Origin of the sequence: Xanthomonas sp. Leaf148, from assembly GCF_001423585.1 — a bacterium.
Taxonomy (GTDB): domain Bacteria; phylum Pseudomonadota; class Gammaproteobacteria; order Xanthomonadales; family Xanthomonadaceae; genus Xanthomonas.
Map to the genome: position 1 here is coordinate 109586 of NZ_LMOP01000013.1, position 18456 is coordinate 128041.

Here is an 18456-nt window from a genome sequence, read left to right on the forward strand (position 1 = left end):
CACATGTCGTTACGCCTCACACTGCCCTTGATGTTGGTCCTGTGCCCATGCGCCGATGCATGGGCGCAGTCTTCGGTCGATGCAACCGCCGCTACACCGGTACGCCCTGTCATCAAGTCGAACCGTTGGCAGGAAGACTGGTCCCCGCTTGCTGACCCTACGCTGCGCACGCACCCGTTCGATCGCCTGAAATATGTGCCGCTTGGCGACGCCGGCTATGCATCGTTCGGTATCAACCTGCGCGAACGCTTCGAAAGCAATCACACGCCTGCGCTGGGTATCGGCCGCGAGAGCGACAGCTATCTGTTGCATCGCCTGCAGGCGCATCTGGACGTGCGGGTTGGCGAGCACTTGCAGCTCTTTACCCAACTGGAAGACGTACGCGCAGTGGATAAACGCCGCATCGGCCCGGCCGATGCCAATCGTGCCGACCTGCGCATGGCGTTCGTGGCCTACACCGCGCCACTGGCCGATGGCGATATAAAACTGCGCGTGGGCCGGCAGGAGTTTGCCTTCGACCTGCAGCGATTCGTCTCGCTGCGTGATGGCCCAAACGTGCGCCAATCTTTCGACGCGGTGTGGGTCAACTACGAGACCGGCCCATGGCGCTGGATTGCGTTTGTCAGCCAGCCCGTGCAGTACGCCGATGTGCGCAGCTTCGATGACTTCTCCAATCGACATCTGCGCCTTGATACCGTGCGCGTCGAACGCCACGTCCTGGGCAGCGACGAACTGTCGCTGTATTACGCACGCTATCGGCAGGATGACGCCAGCTTTCTGGATGCGGCCGGCAACGAGCGCCGCGACATTGTCGATGCCCGCTTCGCAGGTGTGCACACTGCGTTGGACTGGGACCTTGAGGCGATGGGGCAACGCGGAAAGGTCGGCAACAGCCGCGCGCGTGCCTGGGCACTAGGCCTCAAGGCCGGCTACACCTGGCAGGACAGCGCGTTGACGCCGCGCCTGGGGCTGCAGGTCGACACCGCCTCCGGCGACCGACATCCGGACGATGGACAGCTTGAAACCTTCAACCCGCTATTTCCGAACGGCGCGTACATCAACCTGGCCGGCTACACCGGCTATAGCAACTTGCTGCAGATCAAACCGATGCTCACCCTGCGGCCCACCGCGCAGCTGAGCGTTACCGCCTCGCTCGGCCTGTTATGGCGGCAGAGCACTGCCGACGCCGTGTATGTGCAGCCTGACATTCCGTTGGCCGGCACTGCGGGCACCGGCAGTCATTGGACCGGCCGCTATCTGCAGCTGCGCGGTGACTGGAAGCTCAACACACACCTGCAAACCGCCATCGAAGCCGTGCATTACCAGGCCGGCGACACCGTGCGTACCGCCGGCGGTCACGACAGCAATTACCTTGGCTGTGAGATGAAGTTCATGTGGTAGCTGGTGCTGGATCGCCCGCGGCTGCGTTTAGCTAGCTGATTGCTAAGCATTCATTGCGAACGTAGACGCCAATGCGACCGAAGCGCCGTTGCGTTGATCGACGCATCAGTACATGAGCGCAAAGCGCTCCTGACCAGTTAATGCCTGCATGCTGACAGCACCGCGCCTTGTGCGGCAGACGTTGCAGCGCGCCGGCCGCATGTGTGGTCGATGGATTATCGCGTCTAGCAGAATGCTGCGAGCACTCATCAGTGCATGGAAAGCACACGCATAAGCACTGGTGAACGAATCTACGTTTGCTCACGCGGAGCGGATGCTCCACCTTGGCACCAATGCCGGCTCCCACCTGAGCGACCACTGTGGGAACGTACCTGACGTGACTAGGCAACGCTGGTTGGCCCGCACTACTGGGCGGCGCGGTGTCGGGGATCGATCTACTGGTTGCACAGATAGATCTGGTGGTGTGGCGCGACTGAGCGAGGGCCGCCGCCTTACCGGGTGGCGGCTATTGAAATCCATATCGAGGTCAACATGTCTTAAGAACAGGAGACCGCAACATGCAAGCCAATCGATTGATGCTGATCGCTGCCGTGACCATGGGATGCTGATGACCAAGGCGTTGGCCTAGCCCTCCCCCGCCCTACTCAGCGTTACCCAATCGCAACCAGCGGGCAGAAATGGCGACCGCAAACATGGCGGCAGCCACAAGCATCAGCGCGGCGGTCAGTCCCCAGCCGTGGGCGGCGAAGCCGATCAAGGCGGGGCCGGCCAGGACGCCAGCGTAGCCGAGTGTCGTCATTGCGGTGATCGCCATGCCCTCGGGCATGGCGCGCTGTTGTCCGGCCATCGAAAACAACGCCGGTGCGATGTTGGCGCATCCCAACCCGATGCGTGCTGCTGCGCACGGTGTGAAGCATGAGACGTCATCAGTCATCCAACTGCGAAGACACCGGCTGCCAGGCGATAGACGGCGTGAAGAGTCACTAAGAGCGGCTAACAAAACGCAGCGATCAGTAGTCAGATGCATGCGGACGGCGCGCTCAGAACCGGGATGTACGCGTGGCACATGCCGCTCCGAGCACTGGTCACCCACGCCTGGCGGTAAACGCAGTCGTTTTTTTAGCCGATCCAGGAAAGCAGAGCGAACAGTCATCAGCTCGGTGTAGACGGCGCACTCAGAACAGCAATGCACGCGTGGCATGTGCCGCACCAAGCACCGAACACAGGCCACGTCCGCCTGGCGGTGAACGCAGCTGTTTTGTTGGCTGCGCTAAACCCTCAGGACAGATCGTGCAGATCCTTGCCGAGCACCGGGCCGAGCTTCCAGTCGGAGAAGTGCACCTTCAAGCCTTCGCGCTCTGGCGTGCAGGTCATCGGACCAACCAAATAGGTGCTGGCCACCGGGAATGGGCACAGCCGCACCAGCGGCCAATACGTGCCGTCCTTGGAGACTTGCAGACGCAGCACGCCCTTGTCGACGGTGGCGCGGATCCAGAAGTCGGACGGGTCAGCTTCGTACGGTCCTGTGGCCCAATCCGATTTACCATCGGTCAGCACGCTGCTGAGCATCGCGCGACCGTCGCTGAGCTCGATGCCCGCTTTGACCCACTGCCGCTCGTTGACGCGGATCATGAGCCCGGCCTGGTCGTAGAGCTGCTCGAACTTTGCGCGCACGCGCAGCTGGCAGGTAAATGCTGCCGGCGCCGCGATGCCAAGAAAATGCCCGTTATCGCGGGTGAATCCGTAATGGGTTTCGCGCCAGAAGTCAGTTCCCTTGTCGGTGACGACCTCCAGCACATCGCCGCTCAGGATGCGGTGCGATTTGGGTTCATTGAGCCATTTGCCTTGCTGCCAGTGGCTGGATGGCGCTGCACCTGCACCGGTTGCGATGACCACGCCGCCAGCGGCCAACCCGCCCAGCGTCGCCCTGCGGCCAACATCGACCTGGTGTTTTTCCGAACCCGTCATACCTAGTCCTCGTGACGAAAAAGCAATGCTCTCGGGTGCCTTTCTGCGGGCATCGTAAAGCCAGTAGCGTCAATTTGTACATCCGTACCAATTGGCACGTCAACTCTGGATTACCATCGCCCTGGTCGATACGTGCATGAAGACAGATGAGCAGCAGGACCTGGCGGCAAGACCCACATCGAAAAGAACACATCGAGCAGGCCACCTTGCAGGTGGTCGTCGAGCATGGCGTGGCCGGGACGACCTTTCGCAAGGTTGCCGAACACGCACAGGTGCCGTTGAGCGCGACCACCTACTACTTCGGCTCCATGCATGAGCTGCTGATCGCGGCTTTCACCCGCTTCTCGCAGGAGGTCTCGAAGAACTTCGCCGCCGAGATCCGCGCTGCGAAGAACCGCGACCAAGCCTGCGACGCAGTGGTGAACATCATCTTTGCCGACAGTACCGCCTCGCCGCGGATCCTGCTGCTGAGTTACGAGCTGTATGCGTTTGCCCGGCGCCACCCGGAGATGACGGCGATCATGGAGCAATGGATGGCACGCAGCCGCGCGGCGCTGGAACTGCATTTTTCCAAACCCGCTGCCAGTGCGATCGATGCCTTGATCGAAGGCATGACGATCCATCGTTCGGTGGTGCGTATGACCAAGAAGAGCGTGCGCAATGCGGTGGGGCAGCTGGCCCTGCTGTGAGGCGTGCTGGGCGCTGCACAATTGAGCGGTGCAAGCATCGCAACCTCCACTGCATGGCGACGGGTTGATCGCTGCACACTGAATTTATGAGGTGAGGTTTTGCGGATGTCGCTGCCGCTCGCGCACCAGCGCATGCGTGAGTCAAAGGTCTCCAACTTCCGCTGAAATTCAAAACGTGACGATCAAACCAAAGGCTGCCCTTGACCTATCTCTCGCTGTTCGCACTGTCGTTGATTGCCGCTACGCTGCTTCCCGCGCAGTCGGAGGCGGCATTGGTTGCGTTGTTGCTGGATGGCGGTTCGGTGGTGGGGCTTGTGACGGCTGCGAGCGTCGGCAACGTGCTGGGCTCGCTGATCAATTGGTGGATGGGTCGCGAGGTGCTGCGCTTCCAGGGGCGGCGCTGGTTTCCTGTAACCCCAGACGCCTTGGCGCGTGCGCAGGCCTGGTATGGCAGATACGGCAAATGGTCGCTGCTGCTGAGTTGGATGCCGATCATTGGCGACCCACTGACGCTGGCGGCCGGAGTCATGCGCGAACCGTTGCGCGTCTTCCTGCCATTGGTGACGATCGCCAAGGTCACGCGCTACGGCGTACTTGCATGGACAACGCTGGCACTTGCCCGTTAGTGCCAGGACGTGGAGCCTGCACGACCTGCAGCGCGCATGACACAGCGCGCCAGTGGCGCAGGTGGCTGCGCACGGGTTCTTAACGTGGCACGCCTATGCTGTCGGCGCGCTGCAACCCATCTGCCGCGCATCCAGGGACATTGCACAATGGACATTGCAAAGGAGATCGTATGAAGAAGCTGCACAGCATGCTGCTCGCCGGATGCCTGCTCGGCCTGAGCACCCAGGCCTGGGCCGAAGTGGCCAACCTGACCAATAGCGCCGATGGCGCCAACCGCGAAGCTGGCATTGCCGCGGTGAAGAAAAAACTTCAGGACGCCTGCACGTCGCGACAGGGCAAGGTGGACATGGCCTCGTTCGAAGTGGTGTTCGAAAAAACCAGCACCAATCCCGACGTCCCCAAACCCTATTACGTGGACGGCAAGATCAAGTGCGATCTGCCGTGATGACCGCGCTGGCGTAGCGCACTGCCCTACGCCGCCGCCATGCACGAATGCAAAGCCCCGCGGATGCGGGGTTTTGCATGTCAGGCAATCGTGCGGTGCAACCCGCTGTCTTCGATGGAGGCTCCGACCGCTCTGCAGGCGCCACCGGCGGCACGCCGCACCCGACGCACGGCATAGAGTTGCGTGCGCAAGACGGGTACGCTGCGGGTCTACCAATTACAGGATGTTGTCATGGGTCTGATCCAGGCAGTGGCAGGTGCGGTCAGCGGCGTATTGGCCGACCAGTGGAAGGATTTCTATACCGTGCCGGCGGATCTACCGGCGACGGCAGCGCTGTTCGCTGCGGTTTCGCACGGCAGCAACGCCGGGCGTGGCGTCAACACCAGCGCGTCGTCCAACATCATCAGCAATGGCTCGAAGATCGTGGTGCCCGAAGGCTATGGATTGCTGCTGTTGCAGGATGGCGCCATCACCGGGTTTGTGGCCGAACCCGGCGGTTACGAATGGCGCTCGGACGATGTCAATGCGCAATCGCTGTTTGCGGGCGACGGGCTGGTGGCGCCGTTGATCCGGCAGAGTTGGGAGCGCTTCAAGTTCGGGGGTCAGCCCGGATCTCAGCAGGCAGCGTTTTTTGTCTCGCTGAAGGAATTGCCGGATAACCGCTTCGGCACACAGTCCGAAATCTATTGGGACGACGGCTTTCTGGGCACGCAGGTGGGCGCGATCACGCGCGGCGCGTACACCTTGAAGATCGTCGACCCCATCCTGTTCGTGAAGAATTTTGTGCCGGCGCGCTATCTGCAACCGGGCGCGATCTTCGACTTCACCGATCTGGATAACGCCGCGGCCAGTCAGCTGTTCAACGAAGTGGTCGGCTCGCTCGCGCCCGCTTTCAGCCTGTATACGAACGACCCGGCCAAGGGCAATCGCATCACCAAACTGCAGCAGGATTCGCTGGGGTTTGCGCGCAGCCTGTCCGATGCAGTGGAGCAGGCGTATCAGTGGAAATCCGATCGTGGTCTGGCAATCGTCAAGACCACTATCGTGTCGATCGAGTACGACGCCAACACGCGCGAATTGCTCAAGACCGTGCAGCGCGCCGATGCGCTGGCCGGGGCGCGTGGCAACTCCAACCTGCAAGCCAGCGTAGCGCAGGGTCTGCAATCGGCAGGCGAACACGGAGGAGCGGCAGGTTTGGTGGGCGTGGGCATGGCCACGGGTTTGGCAGGCGGTGTGGGTGCGCTGCAGCAGCCTGTCGCAGCAGCAACGCCTGCGGCGGACGATCCGGTGGCCAAGTTGAAAAAGGCCAAGGACATGCTGGATCTGGGCCTGATCACGCAGGCCGATTACGATGCCGCAAAGGCCAGGGCGTTGGGTCTGTAAGCGCGCTCGCCGTCATGTCCGATCCCCGCTTTCCGCCGCCGCTGCCGCCACTGCAGCCGCCTCCACTGCCTCCATTGCGTGCGGCACCGCCTACCGGTCCAGGCTCACCACAGGACGTGCCGCCGTTGCCGGGTAGCCTGGCGCTCGACCCGGCCACCCTGCCCGGCCCGATCCGCGAGGAAGTACTGGCTCCCGATCCACTGGCGATCGACACCGCAGCTGCCGAGCTCAAGGACGGCCTCAACCGCTGCCCGGCCTGCGGCTCCAGCGATATCCGCCCCAAGCTCGGCACCGACCTGCTGGTCTGTCAGTACTGCCGCGCCGAGTGGCCAGGGGTGCGGGTCGAAGAGGCATTCGGCTTCGGGCAAGGCCTCGACGCGTTGCGCGGCACGGTCGTCGCCTCCGGTGCGCAAGACATCGCTGCGGATGCGGCCAGCCTGATGAGCTTCAAGTGCGCCGGTTGCGGGGCCGAGGTCACCATCAACACGCAAAGCACCATGACGGCGCGCTGCCATTGGTGCCGGCATGTGTTCGGCGTCAACGAACAGGTGGCCAACGGCGCGGTTCCCGATGCGGTGCTGCCCTTCCATATCGACAAGCAGGATGCGGTAGCGCGCATCCGTCAGTTCGTGGGCAAGCGCCGGTTGTTTGCATTGAAGGCGTTCAAGCAGCAGTTCACGCCCGAGAACGTGGTGGGTGTGTATCTGCCTTACATGATCGTCGACGGCAATGTGAGCGCCAGCGTGTCGGGAATGGGCGAGATCAAGCTACGGCAGTACACCCGCGGCACCGACAAGAACAAACAGACCTACTACGACGCCGACGTGTACCAGGTGCGTCGACAGATCGAATTCACGGTGGATGATCTGCCGCTGGAGTCGTCCGCGGCGCGCGGCAATCTGGACAGCCGGGTCAACACCAACAACATCATCAACGCGATCCTGCCGTTCGATACCAAGAACGCCGTGCATTGGAACGCTTCGTATCTGGCAGGTTTCAGCTCGGAAAAGCGCGACCGCGACATCGCACAGCTACGCGCCCGGCTGAAAGACCAGCTGCTGTCGATCGCACGTGCGCAGGTCGAACCGTCGGTCAGGCGCTATGGCCGTGGGGTGCGCTGGGAGTCGGAGCGGTTGGACGTGCACGGCACGCGCTGGGTGTCGATGTATCTGCCGGTGTGGTTGTATTCGTACCATCAGCCCGGTCGCGACGGCGGCATGCTGCACTACGTCGCAGTCAATGGCCGCACCGGCGAAACCATGGGCAGCGTGCCGGTCCAGCAATGGAAACTGCTGCTGGCTGCGCTGACTGCCGGCACCGCGATCGAAGCGGCGGTTGTGTTTTTTCTGGCAGGTGTTTGATGAGCGATGATGGCGTTCTTTTTCTGCTGTTGGCGGGCCCGGCCGGTGGCTCGGCGCTGTACTGGATGCTGTATCGGTACTACCGCAACACCGATCAATCGCATGCGTTCGAGCGCGAAACCAAGGTCGATGCACAGCCGGTGACCGGTACCGACGTCAAGGTCGATACCATCATCGGCACGCGCCAAGCGCAGATCGATGGCGACAATGTGTCTGCCTACCGTACACGGGTGCGACGCGAGGGCGATTGATCGATGGCGCCGCGCCTGCTGTGGTTGCTGGGTGTGCAGGCAGAGCGATTGACGCGATGTGGGTGTGTTGGTGTGGTTGTGGTGCGGCCGTGAGGTACTTGCGATCTGTGATGTAGCGGCTCCCCTGACAACGGTGAGGCGCGTCAAGCGGCATCAGCGTCAGCCGTTGCAGCAGCTGCGTGCAGCTGTGTGCAGCTGTGCACGCGCCACGTCCAGCGTTGTCATGATCTGCACCACTTCGTCGAGCGGATGCAGCGGCGACTCGCTGCGGCCTTCCCCGATATAGCGTGCGGCGGCATTTGCCTGCCATGACAGCCCTTCATAGCCCTTGATGCCGGTCGGGTCGGTCCATTCGACCGGCGTGCTGGCGTCAGCGTTATTGCCAATCCGCAGCGTGGTTGGATTGTGGAAATCGCCGACCAGGTCGATGCGGCCGTCTGTCCCGGTGACGTAGGCCATCGAACTGCTGCGCGCGACGATGGAGCTGATCAAGGTGGACTGCGCATGCGCGCGATGCGACAGCATGATGGTGGAAAAAGCATCGACGCCGGTGTCAGTGAGCTCACCGACGGCGGTAATTGCAGTGGGCGTAGAGAGGATCATCGAGGAAAACTGCACGGCGTAGACGCCCAGATCCAGCAGCGCACCACCGCCAAGTTCGGGACTGCGTTGCCGATGTGCAGGGTCGCTGGGTCCACGCTGACTCAAGTCGGCAAACACCTGGCGCACATCGCCCAGCGCGCCATCGGCAAGCAGTTTGCGGATCACCGAGGTCTGCGGCAGGTAGCGGCTCCACATCGCTTCCATCAAGAACAGGCCGCGTGCACGCGCTTCCTACACGAGCAGGCGTGCATCGTCGGCGCAGGTGGTGATGGGCTTTTCGATCAGCACATGTTTACCGGCGCGTAGCGCCAGCAGCCCATGCTCCAGATGCTCGCTATGCGGCGTGGCGATGTAGACGATGTCGACGTTCGGGTCATCGACCAAGGCCTGATAGCTGTCGTACGCACGGTCGATCGCCCAGGTCTTCGCAAACGCGTTCGCACGCTCGCTGCTACGCGAGGCAACTGCCACCGGGCGTTGATGGGTATTGCTGCGCAACGCACGCACGAATGCGGATGCGATCCCGCCGGGACCGAGCACGCCCCAGCGCAGGGATGGCTCGCCTTGGCCAGGCACGAACAGATCGGGCGCGGGGATGTGGAGCATCGGCATCGGGTCGCTGCGTTGTCGTGGAGCGAACGATGCTAGCAAACCACACGTTTTGATCGGCGTGGCATGGCGCCTCAGGCGCAGGGCTGCAACAGCGCAAAGCAGACGCGGCCAGTGCGCGTGCTGCATGTGCTTGCCTCCCGTGCCTGGCCGACTGAGTCCCATCTCCGCTTAACGTGCGGCGCGCCGCCAACCGGCATTCAGCGCATCCTGGGCCGAGCAAAAATAGCGCTCGCCCTTCTCGGTAGAGATGCTGGTACGCGCGTAATCGCGTTGACCCGGCATGTGGAAGATCTTGCTGCCCTTGCCGGAAATATTGCCCTTGATGGCGCACTTGCCCGGCACGGCTGCCGGTGCAGTTGCTGCTGCGCGCGATGTAACGTGATGGCGTTTGTTGCGCCGGTACTCGGCAGGCTGCTGGAAGGTTCCCTGCCAGAGATTGCGTTTTTGCTGCTGCGCGATGCGCTCATCGGCAACGAACGCAGTTGCGTATTGGCGATACGCCACCGCCCAACCATTGCGCACCATCCAGCCGTTGACCGATTGCCCTTGAACAAAACAATCGGCAACGACGCGTCCGTAACGGTCGGTATCCTTTTGCTGACATCGCACGGTCTTGTCGATCAGATAACCATCCAGCGCCGCTGCAGAGCGACGGCCACAGGGCCACGCACGGCCGTCTGGATCATTGCACTGCTGCGCGCTTTCCGGCGCATCGATTCCCCATAACCGGATGCGCTTGTGCGCCACGGTAATGGTATCGCCATCGGTGACGGCGGCCCTTCCAACAAGCTCTGCTGCGCCGGCAGGCAAAACGAGTAAGACACCCACAACACCCAACAACCATCTGAACAACATCGACAACAACGTCCCTTGGCAATCGGTAGAAGTCGTCCTTGCATTTTTCCCGTGTGTGCATTCTTAAAACGGCTAACAAAACGTAGCGAGCAGTCGTCAGGCGGGTGTGAACGGCGCGCTTGGAACCGGCGTGTACGCGTGGTACATGCCGCACCGAGCACCGGTCGCGCCCGCCTGGCGGCTGCCCAGTCCTTTTGTTAGCTGCTCTTGGCCGGATGGCCTTGCCCGGCGCTGTCCTGACGCCCGACGTCCGCGCGGCAGTGCCGACGCAGGGCCGGCACTGTATGCGAATGCGAAGGGGATGGCTATCTTTTGCAAGTTGCGCACGACGACCTTTGAAGTAGACGACGCACTGGGATGCACACAACCCGTCGCTGTCACAGCGCGCAGTCTTCCGCATGCATTGCGTTGCTGCGCACCCACCCTGCGCTACTCGGGCGCACTGCCAAGCATCTGGCTGACTAGCCGTCTCGTGTGATCAGAACGGCAAAAGAAAGCCCGCCCGGCGCATCATGCAACCGGGCGGGCTCTCGCATTGCTGCTTACTGTGGCGCGGCTGCAGCGGCCTCTGGCGTCACGCGCCAGATGATGTTGGCCAGATCGTCGGCCACGATCAAGGCACCGCGCGGGTCCACGGTGACACCCACCGGGCGGCCACGCGTCTTGCCGTCATCGCCATGGAAGCCGGACACGAAGTCGATCGGCTGGCCTGCCGGGCGCCCATCGCGGAACGGTACGAACACCACCTTGTAGCCCACTGGCGGGTCGCGGTTCCAGCTGCCGTGTTCACCGACAAACACGCCGTTGGCAAACTTCGCGCCCAGCACCGGAGACGAGAACGCCACACCCAGCGCGGCCACATGCGAACCCAGCGCGTAGTCGGGTGCGATGGCAGAGGCCACTTTCTGCGGGTCCTGCGGCATCACACGTGCGTCCACATTTTTGCCCCAATAACTGTAAGGCCAGCCATAGAAGCCACCTTCGCGTACCGAGGTCAAATAGTCGGGCACCAGGTTCGGGCCGATTTCATCGCGCTCGTTGACGACTGCCCACAGCGCGCCGGTACCGGGCTGGATCGCCAGTGCGGTGGGATTACGCAGACCGGTGGCATATGGCTTGTGCGCACCGGTTGCCGCGTCCACTTGCCAGACCTGCGCGCGATCGACTTCTGCAGCCATGCCGCGTTCGGTGATGTTGCTGTTGGAGCCGATCGCCACATACAGATAACGGCCATCTACGCTGGCAGTGAGCGCCTTGGTCCAATGGTGATTGATGACCGACGGTAGATCGGTCAGTTTGCTCGGCGCGCCGCTGGCCTTGGTCTGGCCGTCGCGATAGTCAAAGCGCACCAGCGCATCCTGGTTGGCGACGTAGAGCGCATTGCCGATCAGCGCAAGCCCATAAGGCGCGTTGAGCTTGTCGGCAAAGATCGTCTTCAATTCATAGGTGCCGTCGCCGTCGGCATCGCGCAACAACGTCAGACGATTGCCGCTCTTGGCCTTGGACGTGCCCTTGGCCTTGATTGGGCCGGCGATGATGTCCTTGGGCTTGAGATTTGGCGCAGAGCCGCCGCGTCCTTCGGCCACCAGGATGTCGCCATTCGGCAACACCAGCGTCTGGCGTGGAATGCCGAGGTCGGTGGCAATAGCGGTAATGCGATAGCCCGCCGGGACGGTCGGCTTGCGGTCGCCCCATGCACTTGGTTCGGCGATCGTCATGTCAGGCAGCACCCCGCGATCCGGGGACGGCAGCTCTGGCGTGGCGCCATGCTGATCGAGCTCGGGTGCCTTGCCGCAGGCGGCCAGCGCAGCAGCAAGAACCGAGACGGCAAGTACACGCGTGTAGCGGCTCATCGTGCACCTCCCACGCGCAGACCCGACAGCCCCGACCAGGTGGCAAGCAATGCGAACAGTGTGGCGATTGCCGACAGCGTCAATGCCGCCGGCATGATGGCCCACGCATCGCGCGCGTGATGCAGCGCGTCGAAAAATCCCACGATCCAGGTTGCCACCAATGCGATCACATAAATGAAGTTGCGGCTGCCGCGCACCAGCGCGACGATGGCGGCCACGAGCGCGATGGTGGTCACCACCATGGCGCCGACCAACAGCCAGGACGCGAAGTTGCTCCACTGAATCTGGTAGCTGCTCCAGTAGGCGTAGTCGCTCAATAGCGCGCCAAGGAACAAGGGCCATACACCACCAAGCACGGCTGCATGGAACGGGTGGATGGCCCAGCGACGGGGCGAAACGGCGGCTGCATTCATGGCGAACTCATTGGGGCGATGGCGAAACGTGCCCCGATGCTGCCAGCTGGCGTGTGATGAGAAAGGCGATATTCAGCGCATCGCACCTCTACATGCCACGAACGCACTGTTGCACGCGCCAGGCTGTTGCGCTGGGCGATGCGGAAAGACTGCATGGCATCGGTATGCGTCGAGTGTGTGTCTGCAGCGAGCGCTGACTTTTTCAGGGAATTCATCGCCTCAAGGTGGTGCGGACACTCGCTGATGAGTGCATCTCATAACTGCATGCGGCGCACATGGATGGAACGGCCATGCGGATACGGCATGCTGGCGCCCTGCCCTGTCGAGCCCCGCTACGGTGCGTGCATGTCGCGTTCGCGCAGTGCGTCTGGCCTGCAGGTATCGATTCACCAAGAGCGACCAACAACACGACTGCGCGACTACCCAACGGGGCTGCGGGTGCTCGGAATCGGCATGTACCGCTCGTACATGCCGGTCTCTGTGCGCAGCCCAACCCCGCCGGCAGACGCGCGTAACGTTGTTGTTTGCCGCGCAACAGGAGGTTAACGCTTGGATTTCACCGTATCGATCCCTAGATCTGGACCTGAGAGACCGATCAATGCGCCTCGTTGGCGCCCATTGATCGCTCATGTAGTGGTCTGCGCCCTTGGCGCGGCCGCTGTTTGTGTCGTTGCCCCCTCCCCCGCGGCAGCACGTTCCCCGGAGTCCATCGGTATGCCCATCTCAGAAAGTCTGTCGCCCCAGCAGCAAGCCATCGCCCCGATTGCCGCGTTTGCGGCAATCGGCGATATCGACCGTTTGAAGAATGCGTTGGAGGCAGGTCTGGATGCTGGCCTGACCGTCAACGAATGCAAGGAAGTGTTGGTACAGGTCTACGCCTATGCCGGCTTCCCGCGCAGCCTCAATGCACTTGCGGCGTTGATGCAGGTGGTCCAGGCGCGACAGCAGCGCGGTGTGACCGACGCGCAGGGCGCGCTGCCCGGCCCGGTGCCGACCGGGCCGGAACTGCTTGCGTTGGGTACCGCCAATCAGACGCAATTGGTGGGGGCTGCGGTGTCGGGACCGTTGTTCGACTTCGCACCGGCCATCGATGCGTACTTGAAGACGCACCTGTTCGGCGACATTTTTGCGCGCGACAACCTCGATTGGGTGAGCCGCGAACTGGCGACGGTGAGCATGCTGGCAGCGCTGGAGGGCGTGGATTCGCAATTGCAGTCGCATCTGAAGATCAGCATGAACATCGGTGTGAGCAGCGCGCAGCTCAATGCGCTTGCGCAGGTGCTGGATAAACGGGTCGGTGCCGCGGCCGGCACCCGCGCCAAGGCCGCCCTGGCCAAGACGCAGTGACGGTACTGACCAACTGATGCAGCCATTGGCAGCCGCAGTCGCAGCGTAAAGATTCGCCCAGTGTGCCGCCGCGTGGCGGGCAGCGACCTGGCCGCAGGTGGCGCGGCTCCTGGCGCTTGCGTATCTGTCTCCTGATGCATTGGCCGATGTGTTGCCAGGATAGATTGCTGCCGAGCTGCGCCGCGCTCTGCAACCACCCGGCCGCAGGTGCGCGCCAGTGGTCGGGTGCCCGCTCATCAGCGGCATCCTCAACACAGCCCGCAGATCGGCGTGTTGGGAGGCAAGCAGCGAGGTGCCGCTGCCCCTGTCGGCGCCGTCCATCGCCATCCCCATCCGCTGATTGCAGGATGCGGTGCGCATTGGCCAGGAAAAAGCGACGACCACCGCGCCCGGCCAGCGCGCACCTTGACCCGTTGATCTCGACGCTGCGTGTCTTGCGCTGCAAACGCGTCGTTTAGTGCCGATGCGCCACCTATCGCTGACGCGTCAACTGCCCGCGCACCGCTCAAGGTACTCCACGCGCCATTCGGGTGCCACTGCGGACTTCCATGTGCATCTGACCACGCCATACCTTCCGAACCCATGCGGGTGGTGGGTCGATCTTGCGGATGTTCAGCAGTGGCCTTTGGAGTACCTGGTGACGTACTAATCGGCTGCGGACGTGATCGCCCACGGCAGCCTGTGAAGATAGCCCGGCCACAGAGTCGGTCTCCAGGCTGTGCCGTCAATGAAGACGGCACAGCCTTGCCTGAGAAGATCCCCCAAACAGTCACAGCCGCGACGCCACCGGCTTTCGCGGTAAGGCGGGAGCAGAGGTCACTGGCCTCCGCACCCAGCGAGCTGAACCTTTGCAGGCTTCGAATGCCGAAGATGTCGAAAGCTTGCCCGCCACCGTCAGCACTCCCCAATTCGCGCCGGAAACCAACCTGAATTTCGAGAGTGGATGATTGAATAACTGTTAGCTCACCCCTGATCCGCCGGGAAAGAAATAAATTAAAATTCACCCCAAAAATAAACCGAATTATTCAAATCGTTCATTTTTAATGCAACCGATTGCGAAATCTGAGCCTTCAGGCGTCGAATTTTGCACAATCGGAAGAGGCCGGTCGGCATTTCCCGGGGGCGTTCTTATCGCAAAAAAGGCGAGAGATAATGACCGTTTAGACAGCTTTAATCGTCGCCTTAAACAACATTATTCAAAATTTACCTACATACGGCAGAGTCCGTTAGAGTGACTAACTTGCGGTTGAATCCGCTACCAAGGGTGAGGGATTCACCGACATCTTTGACATGATTCCCTGATTACCCGCGCGCTCTATCGCATTTAGGATTATCGCCCTCTGCGAAATGTGACGCATAATTGTTGAGTTCGGTCCGACGTTTTTCTGCATTTTGACCTGCTAGCCGGTTTCTAATCCGATTTAGCTATGGATTAAATCGGCGATGCCTATCACTCGATTCTTTTCTCTGAATAGCAACTGTCCATTCAGACTTTAGAGTTAATGGATAGCGCCGTTAAACAAACCGCAAGCACACGGCGAGTGCATCAGCGTATTCGCCGCATGCTCCGTCAGCGCAACTCCGAGGGGACGGATCGCTGCGGTTTGAAGTGAATAAAACGTGAAATTAAACGCCTTCGTTGGTGACCACCAGCGCTGGGACCTTCTGCGCCAAATTTCAGAATCAGCAGTAGCGGCGCGCCTACAACGGAATCGACCACTCTTATGAATCGCTCGCTACTTGCCACCACCATCGCCTCCTGTCTCGTCCTGACCGCATGTGGCGGTGGTGGCGGTGGCGGCAACGTCCGCAATGATCCGCCGCAGAGCACCGTGATTGCGCCGGCACCCACGCCGACCGCGCCCACCACCCCGGGCACGACGTCCGATCCGCTGCCCAAGACCGCGCCAGTTCCGACGCCTGCGCCTGCCCGCTATCAAGGCGTCGGCAGCAATCTGCTGGTGCCGATCAATGCCGATCTGGCGCAGCAAGCCGGTGCCCGGGGCCAGGGCGTGAAGCTGGCGGTGCTGGACGACAACCTGGTGCCGAGTTACGCGCCGATTGCCGGCAAGGTCGATGGCTTCAGCGATTACACCGCCAGCCCGGGCACGCCCGAGTCGTCGTCCAATGCGCTGCGCGGCCATGGCACGATCGTCTCGGCGCTGGTGCTGGGCTCGGCGCAGGACGGCTTTGCCGGTGGCGTGGCTCCGGATGCAGACCTGTTCTATGCACGTATCTGCGCCGAGAATTCCTGCGGCACCCAGCAGGCCCGCCGCGCTGCGGTGGATCTGGCCGCCTCGGGTGTGCGCATCGCCAACCTGTCGCTGGGCGCTTCGTATGCCGACGCCGCCGGCAGCGCGAACGCCGCAGCCGCCTGGCGGTTTGCGTTGACGCCGCTGGTGCAGGCAGACGCACTGATCGTCGCCTCGACAGGCAACGAAGGCGCTGCCGAAGCCTCGTATCCGGCAGCGACGCCGGTGCAGGAAGCCAGCGTGCGCAACAACTGGTTGGCGGTGGGCGCGATCAATGTCGACAATGCCGGCAATGCGGCCGGTCTGACCAGCTATTCCAATCATTGCGGCGCCGCGGCGCAGTGGTGCCTGGTGGCACCGGGCAGCTTCACCGCGCCGGCGCTGGCCGGCACCGAATTACAGGGCCAGATCGCAGGCACCTCGTTCTCCACCGCTGCGGTCAGCGGCGTCGCGGCGCAGGTCCTGAGCGTGTATCCGTGGATGAGCGCGTCCAACCTGCAGCAGACCCTGCTGACCACCGCTACCGATCTGGGCGACCCGGGCGTGGATGCGCTGTATGGCTGGGGCCTGGTCAACGCGGCCAAGGCGATCAAGGGCCCGGGCCAGTTCGCCAGCAACTGGGGGATCAGCGTAGGTGCTGGCTACGACAGCACCTTCAGCAACGACATTTCCGGCACTGGCAGCTTTACCAAGGGCGGGACCGGCAAACTCACCCTGAGCGGCAACAACACCTATACCGGCGGCACCACCATTCTCGATGGCGTGCTCGCACTGTCCGGCAGCCTGCGCTCGGATCTTCTGGTGGCCAACTCGGCCACCTTCGAGTCGCGCGGCGGCGTGATCAACGGCGGCTACAGCCTGGTCAACAACACCGGCACGACCGCCATCGAATTGGGCAAGGGCCTGACCGTCACCGGTTTGGCCAGCCTGAAAGGCAATCTGCTATTGCTGCCGGAAGCGGCGGGCTACACCGTCGGCAGCAGCGAGAAGATCGTCAAGGCCGGGGTCCTGCAAGGCACGTTCGACCGTGTGCAGTACACCAACAATTTCTTCTGGACCGCATCGCTTGCCTACGACCCGACCACCGTCACCGCAACCCTGACCCGTAATGCGTCGGCTGCCAGCGCGCAGGCCGCCGGTGCGCCGCAGGCAGTGGTCAACGGTGCCGCCCAGGCCGATGCGCTGGTCAAGGTGCTGGACACCCGCGTGGCCTCCGGCGACACCGCAAACCTGGGTGGCCTGATCAGCGCCACCGGCTCGCTGCTGGCGGCATCCAATGCGCAGGTTGCCGCATCGCTGCCGACCCTGGCCGGCCAGGTGCACGGTATCGAGCGCACGCTGGGCTTCCAGTCGGCACTCAACGATGCACGCGTTGCTGCCGATCGCCTGCCCTATCTGGCCGACACCACCACGCTGACCACCTGGATGCAGGGCAGCTATCTGGATGGCGATCTGAGCCGCAGCGGGTTCGCCTCGGCCGACTACACCCAGCAGGCCACCACCTTTGGTGTGGATCTGCCGCTGGGCAGTGCCGGCACGGTGGTCGGTGCGGCAGTGACCTCGGGCCAGGACCGCGCGCACATCGATGCGTCGGCCAGCCGCCTGCGCTCGGACCGTTATGCGATGACCGCGTATCTGTATCAGCCCATCGGCCAGGCGTACGTGTCGGGCATTGGTTCGTATGGCATGAGCAATGTGGACACCGAGCGCAACGTGCAGGCCGGCAGCATCGGCGAGCGTCTGCAGGACCGTCGCCACGACACCAACTGGTCGCTGCGCGCGGAAGTCGGCTTGCTGCCGCATGCCGGGCTGTCGCCCTTCGTTGCTGCGGGTGTGGTCAGCCAGACCCAGGATGCCTTCAGCGAGGCGTCGGTGACCGGTCTGGGCCTGAGCGCCGGCAGCGACACCCTGCGCTCTGGCTACGGCGAGGTGGGCGTCCGCGGTCATCTGGCGCGCGGCAAATGGGGCTTCGATGGTCTGGTCGCGTACCGCTCGTTGCTGGGCAACCCCAATGCCGACTTCACCGCCTGGTTCACCGGCTTGCCGGAAGCGCGCTTCAATGTGGCCGGGACGCCGGTGTCGAAGCAGGCCGTGCGCGCCTCGGTCGGCGTGCGTTACCAGGTCAACGACGCGTTTTCGCTGTACGGCAATGTGGGCGCCGAGCGTGGTCGTTCCGATTCCAACAGCATCAACGCCAATGTCGGTCTGCGCTGGCAGTTCTGATCCGGCGATGGTGGTGGTAGCGCGACACCCTCCGCTGGCCGCGTAATGCCAGCGACAACGAAGGCCCCGGCATGCCGGGGCCTTCGTGCGTCTGTGCGTGTGGCAGCGCGACTGCCATAGCACGCGTGGCCGTGGGCTTGCACGCTACGAAGGCACTCCAGGCGATGCCACGG

Annotated in this window: 13 protein-coding genes, 2 other RNA genes and 2 pseudogenes; 9 read left to right on the forward strand and 8 right to left on the reverse strand. The window is 62.7% G+C overall.

Going from position 1 to position 18456, the window contains the following annotated elements:
- Positions 1 to 3 precede the first annotated feature (3 nt).
- On the forward strand, positions 4 to 1401 hold the full coding sequence (locus ASF90_RS19885; RefSeq protein WP_055854263.1) for an alginate export family protein: 1398 nt from the start codon (positions 4 to 6) through the stop codon (positions 1399 to 1401).
- Between the two features lie 640 nt (positions 1402 to 2041).
- On the opposite strand, the pseudogene ASF90_RS19890 reads toward ASF90_RS19885, so the two are convergent.
- The 3 genes and pseudogenes from ASF90_RS19890 to ASF90_RS19895 form a co-directional block, all read right to left on the reverse strand.
- Positions 2042 to 2290 (reverse strand): annotated as a pseudogene (locus tag ASF90_RS19890) (MFS transporter); the annotation flags it as partial.
- 102 nt (positions 2291 to 2392) lie between these two features.
- Positions 2393 to 2469: non-coding RNA, sX9 sRNA (locus tag ASF90_RS23025), on the reverse strand.
- 210 nt (positions 2470 to 2679) lie between these two features.
- Positions 2680 to 3369, reverse strand: coding sequence for a DUF1349 domain-containing protein (locus ASF90_RS19895; protein WP_055854269.1), 690 nt, complete (start codon positions 3367 to 3369; stop codon positions 2680 to 2682).
- Positions 3370 to 3515: 146 nt separating this feature from the next.
- On the opposite strand from ASF90_RS19895, the gene ASF90_RS19900 reads away from it, so the two are divergent.
- The 6 genes from ASF90_RS19900 to ASF90_RS19925 all read left to right on the forward strand — a co-directional run bounded on the left by ASF90_RS19900 (position 3516) and on the right by ASF90_RS19925 (position 8125).
- Positions 3516 to 4058 (forward strand): TetR family transcriptional regulator, encoded by a 543-nt coding sequence (locus ASF90_RS19900; RefSeq protein WP_055854273.1) that lies wholly within the window; start codon positions 3516 to 3518, stop codon positions 4056 to 4058.
- A 200-nt stretch (positions 4059 to 4258) separates the two neighbouring features.
- A complete protein-coding gene (locus ASF90_RS19905) occupies positions 4259 to 4684 on the forward strand; it encodes a YqaA family protein (RefSeq protein WP_055854276.1) in 426 nt (141 codons plus the stop codon).
- Positions 4685 to 4854: 170 nt separating this feature from the next.
- Positions 4855 to 5130, forward strand: a complete 276-nt coding sequence (locus ASF90_RS19910) for a hypothetical protein (protein ID WP_055854279.1) — start codon at positions 4855 to 4857, stop codon at positions 5128 to 5130.
- A gap of 231 nt (positions 5131 to 5361) precedes the next feature.
- The gene (locus ASF90_RS19915) at positions 5362 to 6513 is read left to right on the forward strand and encodes an SPFH domain-containing protein (protein ID WP_055854282.1); all 1152 of its coding nucleotides are present in this window, start codon (positions 5362 to 5364) and stop codon (positions 6511 to 6513) included.
- 14 nt (positions 6514 to 6527) lie between these two features.
- Entirely contained in the window at positions 6528 to 7874 is a 1347-nt protein-coding gene (locus tag ASF90_RS19920; RefSeq protein ID WP_055854285.1) for a hypothetical protein, read from the forward strand.
- Positions 7874 to 8125 (forward strand): hypothetical protein, encoded by a 252-nt coding sequence (locus ASF90_RS19925; protein WP_055854288.1) that lies wholly within the window; start codon positions 7874 to 7876, stop codon positions 8123 to 8125. Before ASF90_RS19920 ends, ASF90_RS19925 begins: the two co-directional genes overlap by 1 nt.
- Positions 8126 to 8284: 159 nt before the next feature.
- On the opposite strand, the pseudogene ASF90_RS24550 reads toward ASF90_RS19925, so the two are convergent.
- The 5 genes and pseudogenes from ASF90_RS24550 to ASF90_RS19950 all read right to left on the reverse strand — a co-directional run bounded on the left by ASF90_RS24550 (position 8285) and on the right by ASF90_RS19950 (position 12461).
- Positions 8285 to 9340, reverse strand: a pseudogene (locus tag ASF90_RS24550) (Gfo/Idh/MocA family oxidoreductase).
- A gap of 168 nt (positions 9341 to 9508) precedes the next feature.
- Complete coding sequence (locus tag ASF90_RS19940) at positions 9509 to 10195, reverse strand: thermonuclease family protein (protein ID WP_055854302.1); 687 nt, start codon at positions 10193 to 10195, stop codon at positions 9509 to 9511.
- A gap of 70 nt (positions 10196 to 10265) precedes the next feature.
- Positions 10266 to 10342, reverse strand: a non-coding RNA gene (locus ASF90_RS23035) — sX9 sRNA.
- A gap of 395 nt (positions 10343 to 10737) precedes the next feature.
- On the reverse strand, positions 10738 to 12048 hold the full coding sequence (locus ASF90_RS19945; protein ID WP_055854305.1) for a sorbosone dehydrogenase family protein: 1311 nt from the start codon (positions 12046 to 12048) through the stop codon (positions 10738 to 10740).
- Positions 12045 to 12461: a hypothetical protein gene (locus tag ASF90_RS19950; protein ID WP_055854306.1), complete on the reverse strand. Its 417-nt coding sequence runs from the start codon at positions 12459 to 12461 to the stop codon at positions 12045 to 12047. Before ASF90_RS19950 ends, ASF90_RS19945 begins: the two co-directional genes overlap by 4 nt.
- 714 nt (positions 12462 to 13175) lie before the next feature.
- Between ASF90_RS19950 and ASF90_RS19955 the strand changes: the two genes are divergently transcribed.
- On the forward strand, positions 13176 to 13808 hold the full coding sequence (locus tag ASF90_RS19955; RefSeq protein WP_055854309.1) for a carboxymuconolactone decarboxylase family protein: 633 nt from the start codon (positions 13176 to 13178) through the stop codon (positions 13806 to 13808).
- 1724 nt (positions 13809 to 15532) lie between these two features.
- On the forward strand, positions 15533 to 18283 hold the full coding sequence (locus ASF90_RS19960; RefSeq protein ID WP_055854314.1) for a S8 family serine peptidase: 2751 nt from the start codon (positions 15533 to 15535) through the stop codon (positions 18281 to 18283).
- Positions 18284 to 18456: the final 173 nt, after the last annotated feature.

Coding starts and splice junctions, on each gene's coding strand:
- ASF90_RS19885 (WP_055854263.1), top strand. CDS start 4: ATGTCGTTACGCCTCACACTGCCCTTGATGTTGGTCCTGTGCCCATGC.
- ASF90_RS19895 (WP_055854269.1), bottom strand. CDS start 3,369: ATGACGGGTTCGGAAAAACACCAGGTCGATGTTGGCCGCAGGGCGACG.
- ASF90_RS19900 (WP_055854273.1), top strand. CDS start 3,516: ATGAGCAGCAGGACCTGGCGGCAAGACCCACATCGAAAAGAACACATC.
- ASF90_RS19910 (WP_055854279.1), top strand. CDS start 4,855: ATGAAGAAGCTGCACAGCATGCTGCTCGCCGGATGCCTGCTCGGCCTG.
- ASF90_RS19915 (WP_055854282.1), top strand. CDS start 5,362: ATGGGTCTGATCCAGGCAGTGGCAGGTGCGGTCAGCGGCGTATTGGCC.
- ASF90_RS19920 (WP_055854285.1), top strand. CDS start 6,528: ATGTCCGATCCCCGCTTTCCGCCGCCGCTGCCGCCACTGCAGCCGCCT.
- ASF90_RS19925 (WP_055854288.1), top strand. CDS start 7,874: ATGAGCGATGATGGCGTTCTTTTTCTGCTGTTGGCGGGCCCGGCCGGT.
- ASF90_RS19940 (WP_055854302.1), bottom strand. CDS start 10,195: ATGTTGTTCAGATGGTTGTTGGGTGTTGTGGGTGTCTTACTCGTTTTG.
- ASF90_RS19945 (WP_055854305.1), bottom strand. CDS start 12,048: ATGAGCCGCTACACGCGTGTACTTGCCGTCTCGGTTCTTGCTGCTGCG.
- ASF90_RS19950 (WP_055854306.1), bottom strand. CDS start 12,461: ATGAATGCAGCCGCCGTTTCGCCCCGTCGCTGGGCCATCCACCCGTTC.
- ASF90_RS19955 (WP_055854309.1), top strand. CDS start 13,176: ATGCCCATCTCAGAAAGTCTGTCGCCCCAGCAGCAAGCCATCGCCCCG.
- ASF90_RS19960 (WP_055854314.1), top strand. CDS start 15,533: ATGAATCGCTCGCTACTTGCCACCACCATCGCCTCCTGTCTCGTCCTG.